The organism is Cryobacterium sp. 10I1 (assembly GCF_035019805.1).
Classification (GTDB): domain Bacteria; phylum Actinomycetota; class Actinomycetes; order Actinomycetales; family Microbacteriaceae; genus Cryobacterium; species Cryobacterium glucosi.
Window position 1 is genome coordinate 1 of sequence record NZ_JASJVF010000521.1, and the last position, 800, is coordinate 800.

General features: G+C 70.0%; 2 protein-coding genes. One reads left to right on the forward strand and one right to left on the reverse strand.

The features are described from left to right. Nucleotides 1-451: class I SAM-dependent methyltransferase (locus QN345_RS19540; protein ID WP_323509177.1), on the forward strand; the 451-nt coding region annotated here is incomplete at its 5' end. Between the two features lie 65 nt (nt 452-516). On the opposite strand, the gene QN345_RS19545 is transcribed toward QN345_RS19540, so the two are convergent. Next, nucleotides 517-800, reverse strand: a 284-nt coding sequence (locus tag QN345_RS19545) for a hypothetical protein (protein ID WP_323509178.1), incomplete at its 5' end; no start/stop codon positions are given.

Sequence of the window (800 nt, forward strand, 5' to 3'; positions counted from 1 at the left end):
GCTCGACACGGTCGGACCGGACGGGCACGTCGCCGGAGTCGACCAGTCGGAAACGATGGTCGATGCCGCGCATCGGAGGTTCCGCGACGACCTCACCGCCGGTCGGCTGTCGCTGTTCGAGGCGTCGATGGAGTACCTCCCGCTCGCGGATGCGAGCCTCGACGGGGTGATCACCCTCAACACGTTCTACTTCCTGCCTGACCTCGGCCGGGCGGCGGCCGAGTTCGCGCGCGTGCTCCGGCCCGGCGGCCGTCTCGTGGTGGGCGTTTTCGACCCGGCCGCGATGCAGCGGATGCCCGTGGTCGAGCACGGCTTCCGGGTGCGTCCCACCGAGGAGATCACCTCCGCCCTCGAGGCCGCGGGCCTCGTGCAGACCCGGCATCTCCGTGTCGGACACGGCCCGGACGCGTACCACCTGCTGCTCGCATCGCCTGCCCCCGCCCGCGCGTAGCGAGGGGTACCTTTCCGGTCGAGGGGTACCCGTGCACCGGGCGCTCTCGACCGGAAAGGTGACTCTCAGGGGTGCATCAGACGCCAGATGCGGTCTCGGGACATCGGCAGCTCGTACGGGCGGATGCCGATCGCGTCACGGACCGCGTTCGCGAGCGCAGGAGCGACCGGGTTGTACGGCGACTCGCTCATCGACTTGGCGCCATAGGGGCCGAGGTCGTCACTCGTCTCCGCGAAGTACACCTCGGTGACGGGCAGGTCCGCGAGCAGGGGCACGTGGTAGTTGCGCATCACGCTCGTCGTCACGGTGCCCGCGCCGTCGAGCTGGACTTCTTCGTAGAGCGCCGTGC